This is a genomic window from Pseudoalteromonas sp. SG44-17, from assembly GCF_014164235.1.
In the GTDB taxonomy this organism is placed as follows: domain Bacteria; phylum Pseudomonadota; class Gammaproteobacteria; order Enterobacterales; family Alteromonadaceae; genus Pseudoalteromonas; species Pseudoalteromonas rhizosphaerae.
Window position 1 is genome coordinate 13,012 of sequence record NZ_JACJEV010000025.1, and the last position, 16,590, is coordinate 29,601.

A 16,590-nucleotide genomic window follows, 5' to 3' on the forward strand; every position below is an offset into this window, starting at 1 on the left:
AGTACCGCTACCCTAAGTGCTTACCTAAAATAGTTAAGCTGTAGTGATTGCCATCCATAATTGCTACATTAGGCAACTCTCCCCACCGTTGATAACCAAAACGCTCAAACAATTTAACACTCGGTATATTATGACTAAATATAAATGCCAGTAGTACTTTAATATTTAATGGCTTAGCTTGCTCTTGGGCAAAAGTAAGTAAACGTTTACCAAGCCCTTGACCTTGTGCATTGGCTGTAATGTAAATACTGACCTCTACCGTACCATCATAGGCTGGACGGCCATAAAATGACTTATAACTAAGCCAAGCTATCACCTTCGAGTCTTGCTCATAAACGTAAATAGGCCGCTGCTCGGTATGGCTATTAAACCAACTTTGCTTGTCTGCTATGCTTACTTGTTCGGTGTCGGCTGTAACCATTCTACTTGCGATTGTTTCATTATAAATTGCAACTATAGCGGCTAAATCATTACTATTTGCTAATCGTATTGTCATTTTGTTTTTAGCGGTTGTTGATCAATTCATTGCATAGTAACGTATGAGTTAAACTGACACTACTGCAAAATAAACGGTAGACTGCCATCTAGGGTGATCAGCCACAACAAGTTAAGGAATCGGTATGTTTAAAAAATTATTATTATGCTGCGCAATACTCAGTTGTAGTGTTTATGCACAGCCAGAGCAAACAAGCCAACAGCAGGTTGAGGCTACATCATGTGATGACTTCACTAATGTTACTATGCGCAAACTTCGCTCTAAAGAGAGCATTAATTTGTGTCAATTCAAGAATAAACCCTTATTAATAGTCAATACGGCAAGCAACTGCGGTTTTACGCCACAATTTGAAGGTCTAGAAGCGCTATATCAAAAATACCAAGATCAAGGTTTAGTGATACTGGGATTTCCTTCTGATGATTTTTTCCAAGAAGAAGATGACGAAAAAGACACCGCTAAAGTTTGCTTTGTAAATTACGGCGTAACTTTCCCGATGTTTGCCACCAGCGAAGTCAGAGGCAGTGATGCTAATGCTATATTTAAACATTTAAATGCCCAAACGAGTTCGCCAAATTGGAACTTTTATAAATATCTTGTATCTGCAGATCGCAAACAGGTTGAACGTTTTAATAGCAAAACCAAGCCTGATTCAGACAAGTTAGTTAAAGCAATAGAACAAGCAATTTCAGATATTTAATTTTATACTGGTACAAGTAGTTATTATTGAACTAGAATAACGTAAGATTTGATTAAAAAAACACCACCTTGAAACGGGAGATTTTATGACAGTGGCAAGTGCAAGACACATATTAGTAGACAGCGAAGCGCAGTGCTTAGATTTAAAAACCAAGATTGAACAAGGCGAAGATTTTGCTGAGTTAGCTAAGGTACATTCAAACTGCCCTTCAGGTCAGGATGGCGGTGCATTAGGTGAGTTTGGTCCTGGTATGATGGTTCCTGAATTTGATAAAGTGGTATTTTCAGCACCGATTAATCAAGTACAAGGTCCTGTGCAAACTCAGTTTGGCTACCACTTACTTGAAGTGACTAGTCGTACAGAATAACGTTGGTTTTATTACTAACCTAAAAGAAAGCCGCCTCTGCGGCTTTCTTTTTATCCAAAGGAAAGCACATGCAACTATTAGGCTCAACAACCTCGCCATTTGTACGCCGCATTCGTATTTGGGCACTGTTAAATCAATGTAGTCTTGAGTTTATCAACTTAGATATTTTTTCAGACACTGATCGTCAGCTGATGATACAAAATAATCCAGCCCGAAAAATTCCAGTGCTAATCACTAAGCAGCAAACTTTAGCTGATTCAAATAACATCATCCGCTTTTTGCTCGAACAACACAGTCAAACTCGTCTGAATTGGCAACAAGAGCACCTACTAACAATCATTAATGCATGCAATGATTCGCTGGTTGAGCTATTACTTTGTCAGCGTTCAGGATTCGATACACAGGATGATAAATTATTTTTTAATCTACAAAATGAACGCATTGCTGAAACATTAAGCTATTTAAATAACCATTTTGCAGATGCAGAATTTAAAAGCTGTGAATACCTGTGCATCAGTTTATACTGCTTACTTGATTGGATTTGCTTCCGCGAGTTAACGGATTTAACGGCACATACCGAGTTAATGAATTTCTATTATTCATTTGCTCAGCAACAGGCAGTGCAGCAAACCGATCCACGTAATTAACATTTAAGGGTAAACACATGAGTGATATCGAAATTGAATCAGAACTAGTTAGTTTTGTTGAAAAAGTACGTCAAAGTGAACAAATCTGGGCGCTAGGTGCTGAAGATGGCGGTTTTGTGGTTTGTGACTCTAACCAATTTGAAAACACCGATGTACTACTATTGTGGGAAAGTGAAGCAACAGCAAAAGCCCAGTGTAAAGAAGAATGGGCCGATTACAGCCCACTGCAAATCACCTTGGATGAGTTTTTAGATGACTGGGTTGAAGATCTAAAAGAAGATGACGCACTGGTTGGCCTAAACTGGAATGACGACCAAGTATGTGTTGAAATCGAGCCGGTTGGATTAGCACGCGCACTAAGCGAATAAGCATTATTTAACATTGCTTTACTGCGCTGGTTTATTTGCTATAAACTAGCGCAAATCTTTACTTTCAGGGTATTACGTTGAAGTCCCATCTTGGTCGCCGCCCTTTTTCCGCTATGGAATTACATACGCTTTACCATGGCTATATATATGGTGATCAACGCTTACCTCGCGAACAGCCGAAACACTGGCATTTTTGGCTCCCTTTAATCGCTTATTACAGCGGAGCTTACAGTGATGAAATTGGCCATTTACAACTGTGCGATATTGTTGAACATCAACAGATCCTTTGTTTTCATTTCCATACCCACGGTAAAATAAAAGCCCGTATTGTGCCTATCCATCAAGCACTTTTTGATGCTGGCTTAAACGAGTATATCGCAGCAGTTAAACAACAAGGACACAATCGCCTATTGTTTGACTTACCATCTAAGTCAGGTCGCTATAGCGAGAAAGTTCGCATTTGGTTCTCTGGTGAAGGAGAGCGTGCCGGCTACTTACAAAAGTGTGATATTCCCAATATCGATCAACTTGGTATGAAAACCGCTGTCAGCAGTCTCAGGCTCAATTTTGAGCAGCAAATCCGCATTTATGCAATTCAAGCAGGCAATAAAGATGCTTTTAATTATCTGCTGGGTTTTAATGAATATGAATTGACTGAATTTAGCGATGTAATCACCCTTAATCAGATCTGCCAACAAATACGCGTGATCAACCAGCACATTGATTGGCACCGCTTTAATCAGCGCCACACCATTTGACAAACTTTGTTACCAACTAGCTCATTACTCACTGCTTAAAAACTGTTACGATAACTGAGCACAAAACTCTAACAAGAAAATATCAGGGATATCTATGTTTATTAAAAGCCTACTCACACTCAGTGTGGCCGTTGCAGTAAGTTCAGCTCATGCTAATGAGTTTGTCCTAGAAAAGCTCGCAAAACCAAGTTCTCAACACGTATCTCTAACGCTTGATCCAGCTCAAGAAACCTTTAGCGGTATGACCGAAATCGCCCTTGAAGTACTTAAGCCAACTAACTATATCGAGCTAAATGGTGTTGCTTACGCAACGCAAATGGCAAAACTGCTTGGGGCAGAAAACTGTGACTTAAGTGCTGAAATGCTAAAAACAGGTAAAGTAAAATTTAGCTGCGATGAGCAAATTCAACCAGGTAAATACACGCTTAAAGTCGACTTCACTGCCCCCTATAATCGCCAAAGTGTTGGCCTGTATAAAACCTTAGATCAGGGTGTGCCGTATTTATTTACCCAATTTGAAATGAGCGATGCCCGCCGCGCATTCCCTGTATTTGATGAACCAAGTTATAAAATTCCATTCCAATTAACGATTACAGCACCTAGCTCTCAAAAAGTGTATGCCAATACACCTGAGTTAAAAACGACCGTTAATGGCGATATGACCACTCACTTTTTTGATAAAACACCGCCAATTCCTTCATACTTAGTGGCCATGGCTGTCGGTCCATTTGAGGAGCGTGAAGTCAAAGGCATGCCAATTCCAGGTCGTGTGATCACGCCACAAGGTAAAATTCACTTAGGTGAATATGCCGAGCAAGCAATGCCAAAAGTATTGGCCGCGCTTGAAGGCTACTTTGGTATTCCTTACGTTTATAAAAAACTAGATTCAGTCGCTGTTCCAGAGTTTCCATTCGGTGCCATGGAAAACGCAGGCTTAGTTACCTACCGTGAAGATATTTTGCTGCTTGATTTGGCTACAGCGACTCGCAATAAAAAACAACGTAATGTATCTATCATCGCTCATGAACTTGCTCACCAGTGGTACGGTAACTTAGTAACCATGAAATGGTGGAATGACTTATGGCTAAATGAAGCGTTTGCAAGCTGGATGGCTGCTAAAATCACAGCCCAGCTTAACCCTGAATTTGAATCACATTTAGACCTGCCGCAAAATAACGTTATGGCGTTAGATGCTCGTTTAAGTACTAAGCCAATTCGTAAACCAATCAAAACCGAAGCCGATATTATGGACGGCCTAGGCTTAGCTTATAGCAAAGGCAGCTCGGTATTAGCTATGGTTGAAAACTGGATTGGCGAAGAGGCTTTCCAGCAGGGTATTCGTGCTTATTTAAAAGAGTTCTCGTATAAAAACGCCGAAGCAGCCGACTTATGGCAAGCCCTTGGTAAAGCATCAAATAAAGATGTGGCAGCGGTTTTAAAATCGTTTATCGAACAATCTTCATTCCCACTGATCAAAGTAACTCAGCAAGGTAAAACGATTACCATTAATCAAAGCCGCTTTACTAACGCGGGCGTTGATGCTCCTGCACAGCTTTGGAATGTGCCAGTTGCAATAAAATACGGTGCTGGCGATAAAGTTAAAACTGCCAATGTATTACTAACTAAAGCCAATCAAACTGTTGAACTTGAATTTGAACCTGAGTGGATTTATCCAGATCAAGGCGCTTTAGGTTATTACCGCTGGGTGATGGATGACAAACAATTTGCTGCATTGATTGATAACGCTGCACAGTCATTGACAGTACGAGAACGTTTAGCGTTATTGTCTGCCGCTGATGCATTACTAGATGCTGGTGTTATTTCTGCTGCACATTTAATGCAAACACTAGAAGTTTTTGTAAGCGACAAACACCCACGCGTTGCTAATACCGCTTTGGGTTATTTAGCCGCACAAAAGCGTACCTTTGAAGATGAAAGCAACCAAGACCTGTGGCCTGAATTTATTCGTAAAAGCATCATGCCTGCAGCTAAACAGTATGGTTTAACTGCAAAAGTTAAAGAAGATGCTGCAATCTCGCAATTACGTACTCAAGTAGTTGCGCGTTTAGGTTTTGATGGTGAAGATCAAAGTGTGATCAATACCGCCAAGGCACAAGCCCGTGTTTACTTAAATAACCCAGAAAAAGTTGATCCGTACCTTGCGTCAATCTACTTAAACTTAGCCGCATTCCATGGTGATAAAAACCTACTCGATGCATATATAAATACCTTTAAAACTACCAAAGATCCGCAAGTGCGTACAAAAATGCTAGCGGCTATGAGTTACTTTGGCACGCCAGAGCTACAAACTAAGGTATTAAATTACAGCTTAACTGACGATGTCACTGCATCTGACATGCGTACGATTATGTCAGGACAGGCTTACACGAAAGCCCGTGAAGCTTTGTTTATTGAATGGATATACGCGAATTACGATAAGGTAGTTGCAAACTTGCCACCTTTCTTCGTACCTAACCTGCCTAACTTTACCACCTCAGGTTGTAGCGCCAGCAGCTTAGCAAAAACACAAAGCTTCTTTATGAGTAAAATTGCTGACGAACCAGGTTATGCCCGTACCTTAAGCAAACTTGAAGAAAGCGTGAATAACTGTATTTCACTTAAAGAGCGTGAATTAGCGTCTGTAAATAGTTTCTTAAAACGTTAATTTGTACGGCAAGCCATTGGCTTGCCGTTTTTTATCAACAGCGTTATTTATCCATTGATAATTTTTACTAGCTGAGAAATAAACTCTTTTGCTCCTTCAACGCTGGTCATTTTAAAACCAATTCCATAATGGATTGGATTCGTGCTTTTAAAAATACGCGTTGGAAACCGTGTCATTTCACTACTATGAAAAAAACCGCTAATGCGGTTAACGCCTGCTATTTTATTAAAATCATCACTAAAGACTTCCAGTGCAGGACGAAGCACAAGCTTAGCTTGGCCACCTTCTATATGCAGATAAATTGCTTCTTTGGACTTAGGTAACATATATTCAGTGATATTCTTAATTCTAAAATTACTACGGCACTCTAATGCAATAAGTTGCTCGTTGATTTGCTCTGGACTAGCTGACATGGATATCCTTGATTTTCATTAAGCTCTTAGCTGTAAACTACAGCACAGCCAAGAACCTGCAAAGTTTTATATTATAGTTATTTAACGCAGACAAAAGCGAGTTGATCATTTAAGTAGCTCATACGGGTAATATTGGTATCACAGAAAGGCGTTAAATCAAGCCATAGCGAGACCTGCTCAGGGCTATTTAGCTGGCGCTGGTAAACACGATTATCGACCGCATAAATGACCGTATTAGCGTCTTTAAATGCGTAATCTTGTACAGTCTGCGGTAAACGAAAGAGGTCAGTGACGGTATTTTCTTGCGGATCATAACTTGCTAACCAGTGCTGCTGCGCTTTGCTATAACTAAATGTATAGGCAGCTAATGCATGATTAAATGTCAACGTACGGCCAATATGCTCAGCAACCACTTTTGGCTTCGCTGCAGCAACCTGAGTATATTGTAAAGTATGTGGTTCGCCTAAAATAAACATCACCATATCATTTTTGGCGCCCCAGGCATGATAACCAACTGGTTCTATCCACTCAAAAATACGACTTGGTTTAACATTATCGTCAAACGGATATTGCCATAACTTTTGCTTACCATCCGCCTCGACTACGATAGCTGACAGTGCCTTACCATTAGGTGTTAAAGTCGGCGAGTATTCACTCACAGCAGTATTTGTTAAATTAGTTACTTGCTTATTGGTAAAATCATAAAAAGCTAGATCTGTTTGACTTTGCCCTTCACTTTGCACTTCTTGGGTAAAATAAATACCACCTTTGGTAAGTAAAGGCTGATTATTATAAACATCATTATTAGTGATACGGCTTACTTGTAACCCATATTCTGTGTTAAGTTTAGCAAGTAAAATTTCGCTTTTTGGCATCGCAGCTAAAACGCTATTAGGGGTAACTGCAAGGGTGGCAACAAAACTTAGCCAAGGTAAAGTCAATTTCATATCATTCTCTAATTATTTTTATCGCCCTTATAATAGCGCTATTTTATAGTTATTCCCAAGTCTGTTATTGATATGTCACTTGACCTACCCCCTTACTACGCCTTATAACTACAGAGCTACTTAAAACGAGAAAAATTATGTCAGCTAAACATCCTATTATTGCGATCACTGGTTCATCTGGTGCGGGTACTACCACCACGACAAGTGCTATTAAGCATATATTTCGTAGTCTTAATATTGAGGCCGCATTTATAGAGGGCGACAGTTTTCATCGCTATACTCGTCCTGAGATGGATAAAAAAGTTCGCGAAGCGCAGCAAGAAGGTAAACACATTAGTTACTTTGGTCGTGAAGCTAATGACTTTGCAGCCCTAGAAGGTTTGTTCAGCACCTATGGCGATACTGGAGCAGGTAAACTACGTCGTTATTTGCATACCTTTGACGAAGCCGTGCCATACAATCAACTACCAGGTACCTTTACTCCGTGGCAAGAACTGGAAAGCAGTACCGATATTTTATTCTACGAAGGACTGCATGGCGGTGTTGTCGATGAAGATCATGATGTAGCTAAGCATGTTGATTTACTAATTGGTATGGTGCCTATCATTAACCTTGAGTGGATCCAAAAGTTAATCCGCGACACCTCTGAACGTGGTCACTCTCGCGAAGCTGTTATGGGCTCAATTGTCCGCAGTATGGATGATTACATTAATCACATTACGCCACAGTTCTCACGTACTCACATAAACTTTCAGCGCGTGCCAACCGTTGACACCTCAAACCCATTTAGCGCAAAAGATATTCCGTCCCTTGATGAAAGCTTTGTGGTTATTCGTTTTCGTGGCATAGATGACGTCGATTTTCCGTATTACCTACGTATGATCGAAGGCAGCTTTATGTCGAGGATCAACACCTTAGTGGTCCCTGGCGGAAAAATGGGACTCGCTATGGAGTTAGTATTAACCCCACTTATCAAAGATATTATCCTTAAAAAGCGTGCGCTTGCCGAATTAGCCCCCGTTGATTTGCCTATTTAAGAAATACGCTTGCTGAAATACATAGCTTATGTAAACTGCTGACTTCATCATAAAAGGAGATGTCAGCATGACAGAGCCATTACGCATTCTCGTCGGTTCCAAAAATCCGGTAAAAATAAATGCTGCCCGCAGTATTTTCTCTCTCTATTACCCTGATATGACGATTGATTGTCAAGGAGTTGATGCACCTTCACAAGTACCTGATCAGCCAATAGGTGAAGATGAAACACGAATAGGCGCACAAAATCGTGTCTTGTATTGCCAACAGCATTACCAAGCTGATTTTTATGTTGCAATGGAAGGTGGTGCTGAGCAATTTAGCTACGGCCCTGCGACCTTTGCATTTGTAGTCGTTGCTGATAACCAACAACGTGCTATCGGTCGTAGTAGTAACCTTCCTTTACCCCCAAGCCTGTATAATGCGTTATTGCAAGGCAAAGAACTTGGCGATGTAATGGATAACGCATTTAATACTACCAATATCAAACAGCAAGGCGGTGCTATTGGTTTATTAACTAATCATCATGCCACCCGAGAAAGTACCTATACGCAAGCGCTGACACTCGCTATGGCGCCTTTTCTTCATCCCGCGCTTTACTCTAAGGAAGTTTAATGAAGTACACCCATGTTTTATTTGATGCCGACGAAACCTTATTTAGCTTTAATGCCTATGCAGGCTTAAAAAGAATGTTTGCAGTTTATGGCGTTGATTTTAATGACGCTGATTACAGTCATTATCAAGCAACAAATAAACCGTTGTGGCTTGAGTATCAAAACAATACTATTTCCGCTACTCACCTACAAGTCACTCGATTTAGTGAGTGGGCTAATAAGCTCAATGTTCCAGCTCAACAGCTTAATGATGATTTTTTAACTGCCATGGCTGAGATCTGCGAACCATTACCTGGTGCTATTGAACTGCTAAATAAACTAAAACCGCATGCTAAATTAGGCATTATCACTAATGGTTTTACCCAGCTACAAGCACGCCGCTTAGAGCATACCGGATTAAAAGAGATGTTTGATTGTTTAGTTATCTCTGAGCAAGTGGGAATTGCAAAACCAGCCGCAGAAATTTTTTATCACACTTTTGAACTGTTAGGTAATCCACCAAAAGAACAGATCTTAATGGTCGGTGATACCGCAAGCAGTGATATCTTAGGTGGCCAAAATGCCGGGATTGATACCTGCTGGCTACAGCATCCCAACACAGTTCTGCCAGAAGGCATTGAACCAACATACCAAGTGACTGAGCTGGTACAGTTACAACAGCTGTTAGGATTGTAAAAAGGTTTAATACCAATCGACTTAAATATTTAACCATTCTAGCGAGCTAAATAAAGCGCTAACTGCGTTATAATTTTTTAAGTAGAACAACTACATGTCAAAATTTACGCCTTGTTATCACTCCATTTATCTGTCGCTATAAATGGTCAGTAACTTAACACGATTGGTATAACATTAAAAAACTAAACCGCAATATTTAAACAAAAAAATGACGCTAGATAGCGTCATTTTTTATAACTGTTTTAAGCGTTTGCGATTAAGCTGTGGCTACTTCTAAACCTGGTGCTGGCATGTATACTGGGGTATCAAATGTTGCCCATTCCCATGCTGACTCAGTCGCCATAATTTTACGAAGTAACTTATTGTTCAGGTCATGGCCTGATTTATAAGCTGTAATTTTTCCTAAAATGTTGTGGCCTGTCATAAACATGTCACCAACACAGTCTAGAATCTTATGCTTAACAAACTCATCGCTATAACGCAGACCGTTAGGATTAAGTACTTTAAACTCATCCAATACCACGGCGTTATCCATGCTGCCACCTAAAGCTAGGTTATTAGCATGCATATATTCAATGTCTTTCATAAAGCCAAAAGTACGTGCGCGGCTGATTTCTTCCGTAAAGCTTTGTGCCGTAATATCTAAACCGATACGTTGGCGGCTTTCATTGATTGCCGGATGATCGAAAGCAATTTCAAAGTCGATATGAAAACCATCATATGGTTCAATCTCGGCCCATTTATCACCTTCTTCAATACGTACTTTTTCTTTAATACGAATAAAGCGCTTAGCCGCATTCTGCTCTGCAATGCCGCCTTTTTGTAACAAATAAATGAATGGTAATGCACTACCATCCATTATTGGTACTTCTGAGCTATCTAATTCAACGATCAAATTATCGATACCCATTGCCGCTACCGCAGCAATAAGGTGCTCAGTCGTAGATAAGCGAACGCCATCTTTATTAGTTAAACAGGTACATAATTGCGTATCGCCAACGGCTTCAGGTGTTGTTTCAAAATCAACAACCGGATCAAGGTCGACACGACGAAATACTATCCCAGTATTTGCGCTCGCAGGTCGGAGAGTAATAGTGACCTTCTCACCTTTGTGAAGTCCAATTCCTATGGCTTTGACTATCTCTGCAATGGTACGCTGTTTAATCATAGCTTCGCTCACTTATAGTTACAGTTAGACCGCCGATTATATCACATATACGACCAGCTGCCAAATTCGTTCGCTTTTTAAACAAAAACAATTACCTTTTTGCTTAATCTGCTTGTTTTCTTAAAAATGCAGGGATGTCGAAATAATCGCCACCTTCTGATTTATTAGACTTTTTACCGCTATCATTAGTTTTAGATAAACCACTATTGCTTTGCGTTGTCTTGCTCGATTCATGCTTTTCAATCGCTGGAGCAGCAGTCATTTCATCGCCACTACCTTGGCTTGCAAAGCTTGGTACATACATACTGCTAGTTTGGTTTGTTGAACTGCTAACATCAGAACCTGACGCTTTTTTAAAGCCGTTATCGACAATACCAAACTGTGGACGACGATCGCCGCCTAAACCTGTAGCGACTACAGTTACACGTAGTTCATCAGTCATTTCAGGGTCAATAACCGCACCAACCACCACAGTCGCATTTTCAGATGCTAATGCTTTAACGTGATTACCAACAATTTCAAACTCTTCAATTGCGATATCCATACCTGCAGTGATGTTAACTAGGATGCCTTTCGCGCCAGTTAAATCAACGTCTTCAAGCAGTGGGCTTGAGATTGCAGCTTCTGCAGCTTCTTGCGCACGATCAGGACCCGATGCAGACGCTGTGCCCATCATCGCAGTACCCATGGCTGACATTACTGTACGTACGTCGGCGAAATCCACGTTAATCAAACCAGAACGAGTAATTAGTTCCGCAATACCTTGCACGGCACCAAATAATACATCATTAGCTTTAGCGAATGCGTCTAATAGTGTAGTCCCTTTGCCTAAAACTTTAAGCAATTTATTGTTAGGAATTGTAATAAGTGAATCTACAATTTCTGACAATTCGTTAATACCTTGTTCAGCCGCTGCTGCGCGCTTTTTACCTTCAAAGTCAAACGGACGTGTCACTACAGCAACCGTTAAAATACCTAACTCTTTAGCAATTTTGGCAACCACAGGCGCAGCACCTGTGCCAGTACCACCGCCCATACCCGCTGCGATAAATACCATATCAGCACCTTCAAGGCTGGCACGAATAGTATCGGCGTCTTCTTCTGCTGATTTACGACCTACATCAGGGTTTGCACCCGCACCTAGCCCAGATGTGATCTGAGTACCTAGTTGCACCGTAATATCTGCTGATGAGTTACGTAATGCCTGAGCATCCGTATTAGCGGCAATAAAACGCACGCCTTCAATTTGTTGCTTAACCATGTGCTCAACAGCGTTACCGCCGCCGCCGCCCACGCCTATTACTTTTATAACAGCTTCTTCGCTGTGTTGTTCCATTATATCAAACATGTTTACTCTCCGACTTGAGTATTAAAACTCGCCTTGAAACCACTTCGTTATGCGGTTCCACCAATTATTATCGCCTTCAGGTTTCGATTTTTGTGCATTCATCGATTGCATTGTGCGGCCATATTGTAATAAGCCAACCGCCGTTGCATATGAAGGGTCATCTACATAATCTGTCAAACCAACTATCCCTATAGGTTTGCCTATTCTCACTGGCATCTGGAAAATGTCTTCAGCCACTTCCATCGCGCCAGCCATTTTAGCACTACCGCCAGTAATGACGAGTCCTGCTGCAATTTGGTCTGCTAATCCTGAACGATGAATTTCTTCCATCGCTAATTCAAATAATTCTCTAAAACGTGGCTCAACCACCTCAGATAAGGTATGACGCGACATTAACCGCGCTGGTCGCCCGCCTACACTAGGCACTTCAATAGTTTCTTCGCTGCTGGCCATTTGGCTACTTGCACAGGCATATTGTACCTTGAGTGATTCAGCATGGGATATCGGTGTACGAAATATTTTTGCAATATCGCCAGTAACTTGGTTACCCGCTACAGGAATAACTGCAGAGTGGCGCAACGCACCATTGATATAAATAGTGATATCCATCGTACCGCCACCGATATCAAGTACCGCAACACCAAGCTCTTTTTCGTCATCGGTTAATACCGAATAACACGACGCTAATGCGGTGAAAATCAGTTGGTCAACTTCAAGACCACAACGCTCAACACATTTTTCAATATTTTTCGCCATATCGTTTGAGCAAGTTATGATGTGAGCACGGGCTTCCATTCGTACACCACTCATACCACGCGGGTTTTTAATCCCTTCTTGCATATCGATACTATATTCTTGCGGCAGCGCATGCAGCATTTTACGTTCGGCTGAAATAGGCACAGAGCGCGCAATATGAATAACATTTTCAATGTCTTCATCAGTCACTTCAGTGTTATTAATTGCCACAACACCACTTTCGTTTTGGCACTGAATATGTTTACCTGAGATCCCCAAATACACGGAGCTAATACGGCAATCAGCCATAAGTTCAGCTTCATCGATTGCACGACGAATAGACTCCGACACCAAGTTAAGGTCGTTTACGCCGCCTTTATCCATACCATGGGACACTTGGCTGCCAACCCCAACAATGCTGAGTTTGTTATCTGCGGTGATTTCACCAACCGTGGCCACCACTTTTGAGGTGCCAACGTCTAATCCAATCACTAGGTTTCTTTCTGCTGACTTAGTCATGCCTTACTCTTATTTTGTAATTGCGCTTCTTCCAGGAGCTTCCAGCTCACTGCAAGGCCGGTATCATACCGTAAATCCACTACATCTACTTGTGCATCTGCACGTTTTTCCATCCGCGGGTAAACATCTATAAACCGCTGTACCCGTTTAGCTTTTTCTTTACGCCCTAATTTAAGGCGAATACCGTTATCGAGCCATAACTGCCATGAAAATCGCTCTGACAATGCAAGACTGGTTAACTTAAAACTATTGACCTTAAGCATTTCATCAAGCTGCTTGAAAGCTCCCCAAGCTTCAAACTCACTGCCCTCAGGGCCATAAAGTTGTGGCAGCTCGTCACTGAGCTTCGCACTGCTAGCTTGAAACACTTCACCGCTTTGGTTAAGTAATAAATCACTGTTCCACACTGCGACGGCCTGATGCTCTACCACATACACTTGTAATGTATCTGGCCACTGCTTGCGTACCGATGCAGTAGCAACCCATGGCAGCTCTTGAACCAAATGTTGAACATGTTTAACATCTAAATCAAAAAAACTCGATAAGTCAGCTTTTTTAATCGCGCCAATAATCGCTTTTTCGTCCGTATATTGAGGTTTCCCCAACACCGCTAAATGCTTTATCTGCGCATCTTTATTTTCCACCAACCACTGTCTAACGCCGCTGGTTATTTGTACTAAGCTAAAAACTACAATAAGGAAAAAGCTCACACCAAAGATTAACGACCAATTGAGTTGCTGTTTTAATTGTTGCGCTTTTTCCAAAAAGGGATGCATATTAAAGCGTTTGCTCCAAAATGCGAACAACTAATTGCTCAAAGCTTGCACCATTTGCTTTAGCAGCCATTGGCACTAACGATTTTTCAGTCATTCCTGGTACTGTGTTTACTTCTAACAAATAAAAGTTACCGTCTGCATCTTGCATTGCATCAACACGACCCCAACCACTGGCACCCACCAGCTCAAATGCCGCTAAAGCCATTGCTTGTAAATGCGTGGTATCGCCAGCTGATAAGTCTGCTGGGCAATGATATTGCGTGGTATTTGACTGATACTTTGCTTGGTAATCATAAAAACCATTCGGGGTGGTCATTTCAATTACTGGCTGTACCTCATCGCCTAGTACAGTGATTGTAAATTCGCGCCCTGTTATCCACTGCTCAACCAGCACTTGGCTGTCAAACTTAAACGCTTCGGCTAAAGCAGCTTCAAGCTCTTGCGCATTATTTGCTTGCGCCATACCAATGCTAGAACCTTCGTGCGACGGTTTTACCATCACTTTTTTCAGTTCATTCATTATCGCTGTAGCATCAAAACCACGTTTGCTATCCACCACCGCATAAGGCGCAGTGCTCAAGCCCGCAGATTTAAATAAATGCTTACAACGTATTTTATCCATCGCCAATGCTGAGCCTAATACGTTACTGCCAGTGTATGGCAACCCCATAAACTCAAGTGCACCTTGAATAGTACCGTCTTCACCACCGCGACCATGCAGGCCGATAAATACTCGTTCAATGCCGAGTTCTTTTAATTGCCATAACGGTTGCTCTTTTGGATCAAAGCCAATGGCATCAACGCCCGCATTTTGTAATGCGTTCAATACCGCTTGGCCTGATTTTAGTGATACTTCGCGCTCAGCTGAGTGTCCACCAAACAACACTGCCACTTTGCCAAACTGTGTGTTTAATTGCGTCATACCTTTACCTGCTTAAGTTGCTCAATCGACAGCGATGTCGCCGCGAGTGTTTTTACTAATTGACCAATATTACCAGCACCTTGGGTTATAACTAAATCATTATCTTGTAACGTATCAGCTAATACTCCAGCTAGTTCAGAGCTACTTGCAACATGCAGTGGTTCTTTACCGCGTTGACGTAAGCTGCGACATAAACTTTTACTGTCTGCGCCAATAATTGGCTCTTCACCAGCGCCGTATACATCAAGCAATAATAACTGATCAACATCGGCTAACACTTTTACAAAGTCTTCATATAAATCACGAGTACGAGTAAAGCGATGTGGTTGATAAATCATTACTAAGCGTTTATCAGGCCAGCCTTGGCGAATTGCCGCTATAGTCGCTGCAACTTCTGAAGGGTGATGACCATAATCATCCACCAGCATTACTTTGCCACGTTCGTTTTCAAAATCGCCATAATGCTGAAAACGACGTCCGATACCTTCAAACTGTTGCAATGCTTCTAAAATCGCGTGATCAGCTATTTGTTGATCTTTTGCAACAGCAATCGCTGCAGTGGCGTTCAATGCATTATGTTTACCTGGCATATTTAAATGCACAGTTAATTCATCACCTTGCTTAGTGCGCACTTTAAACTGACTGGTATTTGCCGTTTGGCTAAAATCAGTCATGCGGTAATCGGCGTCGCTCGATTCACCATAAGTGATCACAGGACGGCCAAATCGCGGAATAAGCTCAGCTGCCACTTCTGAATCGATACACACCACAGCAAGGCCATAAAAAGGCAGGTTATGAATGAAATCCACATAAGTGTCTTTCATTTTTTCTAAGCTACCGCCGTAGGTATCCATGTGATCTTCTTCAATATTAGTGATCACCGATACCATAGGTTGCAAATGCAAGAATGACGCATCACTCTCATCAGCTTCAGCAATTAAAAAATCACTTTTACCGACTTTTGCGTTACTACCCGCACTATTAAGTAAGCCACCAATAATAAAGGTTGGATCCAGCCCAGCTTGAGCATAAATACTCGCGATCAAACTAGTGGTGGTGGTTTTACCATGAGTGCCAGCGATAGCAATACCGTGGCGAAAGCGCATTAGCTCGGCCAACATCTCGGCACGGCGCACAACCGGAATACGTGCCGCCTTAGCTGCAATAATCTCAGGGTTAGTTTCATCAATTGCACTTGAAACCACCACTACATTGGCATCTTTAACATTACTTTGATGATGGCCAATAAACACTTCAGCGCCAGCTTGGATCAAACGTTCGGTCATTGCACTATGGGCAATATCAGAGCCTGTAATACGATATCCTTCAAATGCGAGTACTTCGGCAATACCGCCCATTCCTGCGCCACCAATACCAATAAAGTGGATAGTGCTAATTCGGCGCATTGCCGGGCGAGTGCTCTTGTGTGTTGACATTTGT

The 16,590-nt window shown here is 41.6% G+C and carries 18 protein-coding genes; 9 read left to right on the forward strand and 9 right to left on the reverse strand.

The window, feature by feature from the left end; translation table 11 throughout:
• Positions 1 to 7: 7 nt before the first annotated feature.
• The gene (locus H5182_RS16015; RefSeq protein WP_182731634.1) at positions 8 to 496 is read right to left on the reverse strand and encodes a GNAT family N-acetyltransferase; all 489 of its coding nucleotides are present in this window, start codon (positions 494 to 496) and stop codon (positions 8 to 10) included.
• A gap of 124 nt (positions 497 to 620) precedes the next feature.
• On the opposite strand from H5182_RS16015, the gene H5182_RS16020 reads away from it, so the two are divergent.
• From H5182_RS16020 to H5182_RS16045, 6 genes are all read left to right on the forward strand, one after another.
• Positions 621 to 1,193, forward strand: coding sequence for a glutathione peroxidase (locus H5182_RS16020; RefSeq protein WP_182731635.1), 573 nt, complete (start codon positions 621 to 623; stop codon positions 1,191 to 1,193).
• Positions 1,194 to 1,278: 85 nt separating this feature from the next.
• Entirely contained in the window at positions 1,279 to 1,560 is a 282-nt protein-coding gene (locus H5182_RS16025) for a peptidylprolyl isomerase (protein ID WP_149980623.1), read from the forward strand.
• A 68-nt stretch (positions 1,561 to 1,628) separates the two neighbouring features.
• Positions 1,629 to 2,207, forward strand: a complete 579-nt coding sequence (locus H5182_RS16030) for a glutathione S-transferase family protein (RefSeq protein ID WP_182758750.1) — start codon at positions 1,629 to 1,631, stop codon at positions 2,205 to 2,207.
• A 17-nt stretch (positions 2,208 to 2,224) separates the two neighbouring features.
• The gene (locus H5182_RS16035) at positions 2,225 to 2,575 is read left to right on the forward strand and encodes a DUF2750 domain-containing protein (protein WP_145236925.1); all 351 of its coding nucleotides are present in this window, start codon (positions 2,225 to 2,227) and stop codon (positions 2,573 to 2,575) included.
• 77 nt (positions 2,576 to 2,652) lie between these two features.
• Positions 2,653 to 3,333: a hypothetical protein gene (locus H5182_RS16040; RefSeq protein WP_149980621.1), complete on the forward strand. Its 681-nt coding sequence runs from the start codon at positions 2,653 to 2,655 to the stop codon at positions 3,331 to 3,333.
• Between the two features lie 94 nt (positions 3,334 to 3,427).
• Positions 3,428 to 5,998 (forward strand): M1 family metallopeptidase, encoded by a 2,571-nt coding sequence (locus tag H5182_RS16045; protein WP_182760318.1) that lies wholly within the window; start codon positions 3,428 to 3,430, stop codon positions 5,996 to 5,998.
• 47 nt (positions 5,999 to 6,045) lie between these two features.
• Here H5182_RS16045 and H5182_RS16050 read toward each other — a convergent pair whose 3' ends face one another.
• Positions 6,046 to 6,411 (reverse strand): hypothetical protein, encoded by a 366-nt coding sequence (locus H5182_RS16050; RefSeq protein ID WP_145236916.1) that lies wholly within the window; start codon positions 6,409 to 6,411, stop codon positions 6,046 to 6,048.
• A gap of 77 nt (positions 6,412 to 6,488) precedes the next feature.
• Positions 6,489 to 7,358 carry a hypothetical protein gene (locus H5182_RS16055; protein WP_149980619.1) on the reverse strand — a complete coding sequence of 290 codons (870 nt, stop codon included), beginning with the start codon at positions 7,356 to 7,358 and terminating at the stop codon, positions 6,489 to 6,491.
• Positions 7,359 to 7,495: 137 nt separating this feature from the next.
• Here H5182_RS16055 and H5182_RS16060 point away from each other — a divergent pair, with 137 nt between their 5' ends.
• The 3 genes from H5182_RS16060 (at position 7,496) to yjjG (ending at position 9,682) form a co-directional block, all read left to right on the forward strand.
• Positions 7,496 to 8,395 carry a phosphoribulokinase gene (locus H5182_RS16060; protein ID WP_145236910.1) on the forward strand — a complete coding sequence of 300 codons (900 nt, stop codon included), beginning with the start codon at positions 7,496 to 7,498 and terminating at the stop codon, positions 8,393 to 8,395.
• Between the two features lie 67 nt (positions 8,396 to 8,462).
• The gene (gene yjjX, locus H5182_RS16065) at positions 8,463 to 9,008 is read left to right on the forward strand and encodes an inosine/xanthosine triphosphatase (protein WP_182731640.1); all 546 of its coding nucleotides are present in this window, start codon (positions 8,463 to 8,465) and stop codon (positions 9,006 to 9,008) included.
• Positions 9,008 to 9,682 (forward strand): pyrimidine 5'-nucleotidase, encoded by a 675-nt coding sequence (gene yjjG / locus H5182_RS16070; RefSeq protein ID WP_145236903.1) that lies wholly within the window; start codon positions 9,008 to 9,010, stop codon positions 9,680 to 9,682. The genes yjjX and yjjG overlap by 1 nt, the downstream gene beginning before the upstream one ends.
• Before the next feature lie 256 nt (positions 9,683 to 9,938).
• Here the strand turns inward: yjjG and lpxC are convergent, their stop codons facing one another.
• The 6 genes from lpxC to murC form a co-directional block, all read right to left on the reverse strand.
• The gene (gene lpxC / locus H5182_RS16075; RefSeq protein WP_182718054.1) at positions 9,939 to 10,850 is read right to left on the reverse strand and encodes a UDP-3-O-acyl-N-acetylglucosamine deacetylase; all 912 of its coding nucleotides are present in this window, start codon (positions 10,848 to 10,850) and stop codon (positions 9,939 to 9,941) included.
• A 103-nt stretch (positions 10,851 to 10,953) separates the two neighbouring features.
• Positions 10,954 to 12,198 carry a cell division protein FtsZ gene (ftsZ, locus tag H5182_RS16080; RefSeq protein WP_182731641.1) on the reverse strand — a complete coding sequence of 415 codons (1,245 nt, stop codon included), beginning with the start codon at positions 12,196 to 12,198 and terminating at the stop codon, positions 10,954 to 10,956.
• 21 nt (positions 12,199 to 12,219) lie between these two features.
• Positions 12,220 to 13,452 (reverse strand): cell division protein FtsA, encoded by a 1,233-nt coding sequence (gene ftsA / locus H5182_RS16085; RefSeq protein WP_145236894.1) that lies wholly within the window; start codon positions 13,450 to 13,452, stop codon positions 12,220 to 12,222.
• Positions 13,449 to 14,228 (reverse strand): cell division protein FtsQ/DivIB, encoded by a 780-nt coding sequence (locus H5182_RS16090; RefSeq protein WP_182735144.1) that lies wholly within the window; start codon positions 14,226 to 14,228, stop codon positions 13,449 to 13,451. The genes ftsA and H5182_RS16090 overlap by 4 nt, the downstream gene beginning before the upstream one ends.
• A 1-nt stretch (position 14,229) precedes the next feature.
• Positions 14,230 to 15,150 (reverse strand): D-alanine--D-alanine ligase, encoded by a 921-nt coding sequence (locus tag H5182_RS16095; protein ID WP_182760319.1) that lies wholly within the window; start codon positions 15,148 to 15,150, stop codon positions 14,230 to 14,232.
• The gene (murC, locus tag H5182_RS16100; RefSeq protein ID WP_259397186.1) at positions 15,147 to 16,586 is read right to left on the reverse strand and encodes a UDP-N-acetylmuramate--L-alanine ligase; all 1,440 of its coding nucleotides are present in this window, start codon (positions 16,584 to 16,586) and stop codon (positions 15,147 to 15,149) included. Before murC ends, H5182_RS16095 begins: the two co-directional genes overlap by 4 nt.
• Positions 16,587 to 16,590 lie beyond the last annotated feature (4 nt).

Bases quoted from the DNA above. Each gene is read 5' to 3' on its own strand.
- H5182_RS16025 (WP_149980623.1), top strand. From the start codon at position 1,279: ATGACAGTGGCAAGTGCAAGACACATATTAGTAGACAGCGAAGCGCAG.
- H5182_RS16045 (WP_182760318.1), top strand. From the start codon at position 3,428: ATGTTTATTAAAAGCCTACTCACACTCAGTGTGGCCGTTGCAGTAAGT.
- H5182_RS16060 (WP_145236910.1), top strand. From the start codon at position 7,496: ATGTCAGCTAAACATCCTATTATTGCGATCACTGGTTCATCTGGTGCG.
- H5182_RS16090 (WP_182735144.1), bottom strand. From the start codon at position 14,228: ATGCATCCCTTTTTGGAAAAAGCGCAACAATTAAAACAGCAACTCAAT.
- H5182_RS16030 (WP_182758750.1), top strand. From the start codon at position 1,629: ATGCAACTATTAGGCTCAACAACCTCGCCATTTGTACGCCGCATTCGT.
- H5182_RS16050 (WP_145236916.1), bottom strand. From the start codon at position 6,411: ATGTCAGCTAGTCCAGAGCAAATCAACGAGCAACTTATTGCATTAGAG.
- H5182_RS16035 (WP_145236925.1), top strand. From the start codon at position 2,225: ATGAGTGATATCGAAATTGAATCAGAACTAGTTAGTTTTGTTGAAAAA.
- murC (WP_259397186.1), bottom strand. From the start codon at position 16,586: ATGTCAACACACAAGAGCACTCGCCCGGCAATGCGCCGAATTAGCACT.
- ftsZ (WP_182731641.1), bottom strand. From the start codon at position 12,198: ATGTTTGATATAATGGAACAACACAGCGAAGAAGCTGTTATAAAAGTA.
- yjjG (WP_145236903.1), top strand. From the start codon at position 9,008: ATGAAGTACACCCATGTTTTATTTGATGCCGACGAAACCTTATTTAGC.
- H5182_RS16055 (WP_149980619.1), bottom strand. From the start codon at position 7,358: ATGAAATTGACTTTACCTTGGCTAAGTTTTGTTGCCACCCTTGCAGTT.
- yjjX (WP_182731640.1), top strand. From the start codon at position 8,463: ATGACAGAGCCATTACGCATTCTCGTCGGTTCCAAAAATCCGGTAAAA.
- ftsA (WP_145236894.1), bottom strand. From the start codon at position 13,452: ATGACTAAGTCAGCAGAAAGAAACCTAGTGATTGGATTAGACGTTGGC.
- H5182_RS16095 (WP_182760319.1), bottom strand. From the start codon at position 15,150: ATGACGCAATTAAACACACAGTTTGGCAAAGTGGCAGTGTTGTTTGGT.
- H5182_RS16015 (WP_182731634.1), bottom strand. From the start codon at position 496: ATGACAATACGATTAGCAAATAGTAATGATTTAGCCGCTATAGTTGCA.
- H5182_RS16020 (WP_182731635.1), top strand. From the start codon at position 621: ATGTTTAAAAAATTATTATTATGCTGCGCAATACTCAGTTGTAGTGTT.
- lpxC (WP_182718054.1), bottom strand. From the start codon at position 10,850: ATGATTAAACAGCGTACCATTGCAGAGATAGTCAAAGCCATAGGAATT.